Raw genomic sequence first — 5,794 nt, 5'->3', positions numbered from 1 at the left:
TTGATACGGGCGCCGATGAACTGCGGCTGGCGCTCCAGCAGCTGGCGATACTCCACCGCCGCCGCGGCATGCGCGCCACTTTCGCGCAGCAGGTTGGCCAGGTTGAACTGTGCCTCGATGAAGCCGGCACGCAGGCGCATGGCCTGGCGATAGGCGGCCTCGGCGGCGGCCGGGTTGCCCAGCATGGCTTGGGCGAGGCCGAGATTGTTGGCGGCGTCGGCGGCGGCCGGATCGAGCGCCAGCGACTGCTCGGCCGCACGCACCGCCTCTGCGGCCTGGCCGGCGGCGATGAACAGCAGGGCGGCATTGTTCAGATAGGCGGTCTGGCCCGGCTGCAGGGCAATGGCGCGCTGGATGTATTTCACCCCTTCGGCCGGCCGGCCGGCCTGGTGGTGCAGCAGGCCGAACTGGTGCAGCACATCGGGTTGCTGCGGGTTGCCGCGCAGCATGTTCTGGTAAATCTCGGCCGCCTGGTTCAGGCGGCCGGCCTGCTGGTGCTGCAGGGCGGTCTGGAAGGGGTCGGACATCGGCGGGACCATAGCCGCTTCGTCCGTCCAAGGCGACTGGCGGACCCGGCCCGGCAGGGGCCTGCAGGGGACCGGCAGAAATTGCCGCCCGGCAAAGGCGCCGGCCCAGAAAGACTCGGGCCGTTTCAATTATTCCAATAAAAACAAAATCTTATAAGGGAAGCCGGAGTTGGCCCGTCGCTTGCTTCTACCCCGTCGACGAATGAGGTTACCCATGCAAGTTACCCAGGTTAACAACGCCGCCTCCACCGCCCTTGGCCAGACCCCGGCCGAGGACACTGCGAGCCGTGCCGACGAGTTTGCCCGGGTGCTGCAGAGCGCCTTCAGCGGCAAGGGCAGCGAGGCGGTGACCAAGGCCGCCGAACGTGCCGCCCCGGAAGCGGCCACCCGCACCGAGACCCGTCGCGAGACCCGCAGCCCTGAGCGTCCGGTTGCCGACCGCCCAAAGTATGAAGCGGTCGAAACCCAGCGCAGCGAAGACGATGCCGCGCAGCGCAGCGAGTCGGCCCCCCGCGAGACGAGCCCGCGCGAAACGACCGCCGCCAAGCCGGCTGAAAAGCCGGCCAAGAGCGAGGCCAAGCCGGTCAAGGATGCGGCGCAGCCGACGGAATCGACCAAGGACACCACTGACCAGGCCGATCAGGCCGACAAGACTGCTGAAGCCGCGCCGCAGACCGAAGCCAAGGACACCGTCCCGGCCGGCGAACAGGCTGAAGTCCCGGTCGATAGCACCGCCAGCACCGATGAAACCCTCGAGACGGCCGAGCCGGTCGTCGCGGTGGATGCCGATGCGGCCCTGATTCTTCTCAACCTGCTGACGCAGGCGCAGCCGGTGGCGACCCAGGTCGTGGCACCGGTAACCGAAACCGTTGTCGCAGCGCCGGTCGTGCCGACCGCCACGGTGCCTGCGGTCAATCCGCTGGATGCGGCGGCTGCTGCGCTGGTGGCGGCTGCCGATGCGCTGCAGGGCGAAGTACCCGAGCAGACGGCTGCCGCGGCCGCCGCGGCTGCTGCGGCCGCAACGATGCAGATGGCCGACGATGCCGCCGCCACGGTCACCGCCGATACCGCCGCCACCATGGCCAAGACCGCGACCGAAACCAGCGCCGCCGCCCTGCTGCCGCAGCAGCAGACGGTGACACCGGAAGATTTCGCCGCCATCCAGCAGGCGCTCGTCACCCAGGCGCAGGCGCAGCAGGGCGGCAAGCCGGTGGTCACTGCCGAAACCGCCCCGAAGGCCGAACCCAAATCCGCCGACAAGCCGGCGCTGACGATTGACGTGCAGGGCGCGACGACCACCGCGGCGGTGAAGCCGCTGGTCGATCAGGCTGCGCTGTTTGCCATGCAGGGCGATGAGCAGAGCGCCGACGATGCGGCTCTGCTGCAGCAGCAGGCCCAGGCCGCGCAGACCCCGGCGCAGCCAGCGATCCCGGAATTGAAGTTCAATGCCGCATTGTTGCAGGCCAATGCGGAAGCCCAGTTGCAGAGCAATACATCCACCACCACTACCAGCAACAACAGCAGCCAGTCCAACCAGCAGGCGATGTCGGTCAGCGCTTCCTCCGCGCCGGCAACGCAGGCCACTCAGCATACCGCCGCGCAGACCGCCGCCCGTCATCTCAATCCTTATATCCCGGCCGGTGAACAGGTCGCGGTGCAGATCAAGAAGGGCGTTGCCGAAGGCGCCGACAAGATTTCGATCAAGCTCGATCCGGGCAATCTCGGCAAGGTCGAGATCAAGCTGGAAATCGGCCATGACGGCCGCCTGATGGCGGTCATCTCTGCCGACAAGCCGGATACGCTGCTGATGCTGCAGCGCGACGCCAGCCAGCTGGAACAGTCGCTGCGCGACTCCGGCCTGAAGACCGATCAGCAGTCGCTGAGTTTCACCCTGCGCGACCAGGGCCAGGACAACAATGGCCGCGATGGCAACGGCGGCGGCAATGGCCGCAACCGTGGCCGCGGCGGCGATGAGTATGCCGAAACCGGCCTGAAGACTGATCCGGCACAGGTTGCCGCCAACAATGCACAACGGGCAGCCGCGGCACGCGGCGGGCTCGATATCCGCATCTGATTTTCCGCAAGGAGAAGAGTCATGGTCACCGCAGTCACCTCCACCGCAACCACCAGCAGCACACCGCAGACGGCGTCCGAATCCTCCAGCGTATCGCTGGCGAAGAATTTCGACACCTTCCTCACGCTGCTGACCACGCAGCTGAAGAACCAGGATCCGACCTCGCCGATGGACTCGAAAGAGTTCACCACCCAGCTGGTGCAGTTCAGCCAGGTCGAACAGTCGATCAATCAGAACAAGAACCTGGAAAAGCTGATCTCCATGTTCTCGGCCCAGCAGAGCAGCAACAACCTGAACTTCATCGGCAAGATCGTCGATGTCGACGACAACCAGGTGAAGCTGCAGCAGGGCGGCGCGGCCTTCTGGTCCTATGAGCTGCCGGCCGGCGTCAACAACGTGAAATACAACATCATCAATTCAAGCGGCCAGGTCGTGCGCAGCGTGACGCAGACCTCGGAACAGGCGGGCGGCTTCAAGACCGGCAAGACCGAAATCGCCTGGGACGGCAAGGACGGCCAGGGCAATGCGCTGCCGGCTGGCACCTACAAGCTGGAAGTCGTGGCCAAGGATGCCGGCGGGAAGACCGTTGATGGCGTCAAGGTTTATGCGCGCGGCTATGTCGAGGCACTCGAGACCGTCGACGGCACGCAATACCTGGTCGTGTCGGGCAACAAGTTCCTGCCCGAGAAGGTGGTGTCGGTGTTCCCGGCGCCGACCAACGACAACACGGGCGATGACGAGGAAGAAGAGGCGGCGAGCTGATCGCCATCGGGTCAGCACGGCATTTCAGGGTTTTTGTAAGAGGCGGATGACCACCATGCAGAACATCATCGAGACTGTGAATCCCCAGACGCGTGCGGCGACGGCGCCGACCAGCGTGATCGGTCCCGAGGGCCAGCGCATCACCCGCGAAACCCTGCCGCCGCCCAATACCAAGCGCTGGGTGATCCGCCGCAAGGCTGAAGTGGTGGCTGCCGTGCGCGGCGGGCTGCTCACGCTCGAAGAGGCCTGCGAGCGCTATATCCTGACCATCGAGGAGTTCCAGTCCTGGCAGCGCGCCATCGAGCAGCATGGCCTGCCCGGCCTGCGCGCCACCCGTCTCCAGGACTATCGCCCGGGCACCCTGCGCGATCCGCCAGCCCGCTCGCTCTAATTTCCCTAACTATCAGATTCTGTTCAATATATTTAGGTTAACATTCCGGTAGGCAAATTTTGCCGGGATGTTAACCTCTCTTTCATCCCGGCTTCCTACTTTGGCGTCGAGGGACAGGTGGTGCCTGTCCGCAACGCGTGCCTGGTGCATGGGGTGATGCCGTGAACGGAATTATGAACATGATGCGGAACATCGGTCCCGCCCGGCTGGCAATGCTGGCGGCGACCGCTGCGATTCTGATCGGTTTCTTCGTATTCCTCGGTATGAAGGTCACGCAGCCCAAGATGGCGCTGCTGTATGGCAATCTGGACCTGCAATCCTCGGGCGAGATCGTCGCCCGCCTCGAAGCCCAGAAAATCCCCTACCAGATTGCCGCCAACGGCGCCCAGATCCTGGTGCCGGAAGACCGCGTGCTGCGCGCCCGCATGCAGCTGGCCGAGGGCGGCCTGCCGTCCGGCGGCGGCGCCGGCTATGAAATCTTCGACAAGGCCAATGCGCTGTCGGCCACCAATTTCATGCAGAACATCAATCATCTGCGTGCCATGGAAGGCGAGCTGGCCCGCACCATCCGTTCGATCGACCAGGTACAGTCGGCGCGCGTGCATCTGGTGCTGCCCAAGCGCGAGGTGTTCAGCCGCGAACAGCGCGAGCCCTCCGCCTCGATCATCGTCAAGACCAGGGGTGGTCGCCTCGACCAGCCGCAGGTGCGTGCGATCCAGAATCTCGTCGCCTCCGCCGTGCCCGACCTGAAGCCGTCCCGCATCTCCATCGTCGATGACCGCGGCAATCTGCTGGCCGGCACCAGCGAAGAGCCCGATGCGGCCACCGCCACGGCCAACCGCATGGCCGACATGCGCCGGGTCATGGAAGAACGCCTGCGCAAGAATGTCGAAGCGCTGCTCGAGCGCTCGGTTGGCGTCGGCAATGTGCGCGCGGAAATCTCGGTCGATATGGATTTCGACCGCGTCACCACCAATCAGGAACTGTTCAACCCTGACCAGCAGGTGGTGCGTTCGACCCAGACCATCACCGAAAACAACCAGAGCCAGGAAGGCCAGCAGAACGTTTCGGTGGCCAACAACCTGCCCGAGGCCCAGGGCCAGGGCGGCACCCAGGCCACCACGACCGGCAACCGCACCGAGGAACTGGTCAATTACGAAATCTCCAAGACCATCCGCACCCAGGTGCGCGAAGCCGGCGTGCTGCGCCGCGTTTCCGCCGCCGTGCTGGTCAACAACATCGTGCAGGTCGACGGTTCGGGCCAGCGCTCCTACCAGGCGCGCTCGCCCGAAGAAATGGCGCAGCTCAATGCGCTGGTGCGCAATGCCATCGGGTTCGACCAGGCGCGCGGCGACGCCATCGAAGTCGTCACCATGCGCTTTGCCGAGCCGGGCGACATTCCGGAAGAGATCGACCCCAACAATCTGCCGGTGCTGCTCGGCCTGACCAAGGCTGAACTGTTCCGCATCGGCGAGATCGCCGGCTATGTGCTGCTCGGCCTGCTCGCCATGCTGCTGGTGGTGCGCCCGCTGATCCGCCGCGTGCTGGAAGCCTCGCAGGAAAGCGAAGACATTCCGCCGGGCATGCTGACGCCGGCGATGCCGGGCCTGCCGATGGTGGTTGGCGGCGCGCCGATCGCCGAATTGCCGGCCGCGCCTGACGCCGGCATGGCTCCGCCGACGCCCGGCATCGAATCGATGATCGATATCGCCCGCATCGAAGGCCAGGTGAAGGCCTCCAGCTTGAAAAAGATCGGCGAGATCGTCGACAAGCACCCGGAAGAAGCCGTGTCGATTATCCGTAACTGGCTCTATCAGGCCGCCTGAACGGTCGCTAGGAGCGCACGATGGCAGAAAAAGATTTTCGTCAGCTGAAGGGGCCGGACAAGGCCGCCATGCTGATGCTTGCGCTGGGCGAGGAGCATTCCTCCAAGATCTGGCCGCTGCTGGACGACGAAGAGATCAAGGAAATCTCGCAGAACATGGCCAACCTCGGCGCGGTGAATTCCGACGTCGTGGAAAAGCTGTTCCTCGAATTCGT

5 protein-coding genes and 1 pseudogene are annotated in these 5,794 nt (G+C 64.9%); 5 read left to right on the top strand and 1 reads right to left on the bottom strand.

Going from position 1 to position 5,794, the window contains the following annotated elements:
- Window positions 1-527: tetratricopeptide repeat protein (locus AAG799_RS22090; RefSeq protein ID WP_341899215.1), on the bottom strand; the 527-nt coding region annotated here is incomplete at its 3' end.
- A gap of 214 nt (window positions 528-741) precedes the next feature.
- On the opposite strand from AAG799_RS22090, the gene AAG799_RS22085 reads away from it, so the two are divergent.
- The 5 genes and pseudogenes from AAG799_RS22085 to AAG799_RS22065 form a co-directional block, all read left to right on the top strand.
- Entirely contained in the window at window positions 742-2,601 is a 1,860-nt protein-coding gene (locus AAG799_RS22085) for a flagellar hook-length control protein FliK (RefSeq protein WP_341899214.1), read from the top strand.
- 21 nt (window positions 2,602-2,622) lie between these two features.
- The gene (locus AAG799_RS22080) at window positions 2,623-3,363 is read left to right on the top strand and encodes a flagellar hook assembly protein FlgD (protein WP_341899212.1); all 741 of its coding nucleotides are present in this window, start codon (window positions 2,623-2,625) and stop codon (window positions 3,361-3,363) included.
- A gap of 55 nt (window positions 3,364-3,418) precedes the next feature.
- Entirely contained in the window at window positions 3,419-3,754 is a 336-nt protein-coding gene (locus AAG799_RS22075; protein WP_341899218.1) for a DUF1153 domain-containing protein, read from the top strand.
- 179 nt (window positions 3,755-3,933) lie between these two features.
- The gene (gene fliF / locus AAG799_RS22070) at window positions 3,934-5,580 is read left to right on the top strand and encodes a flagellar basal-body MS-ring/collar protein FliF (protein ID WP_341899210.1); all 1,647 of its coding nucleotides are present in this window, start codon (window positions 3,934-3,936) and stop codon (window positions 5,578-5,580) included.
- A gap of 20 nt (window positions 5,581-5,600) precedes the next feature.
- Window positions 5,601-5,794 (top strand): annotated as a pseudogene (locus AAG799_RS22065) (flagellar motor switch protein FliG); the annotation flags it as partial.

It is taken from the genome of Ferrovibrio terrae (assembly GCF_943371255.1).
In the GTDB taxonomy this organism is placed as follows: Bacteria; Pseudomonadota; Alphaproteobacteria; order Ferrovibrionales; family Ferrovibrionaceae; genus Ferrovibrio; species Ferrovibrio terrae_B.
This window is presented reverse-complemented; position numbering and strand designations above follow the sequence as displayed.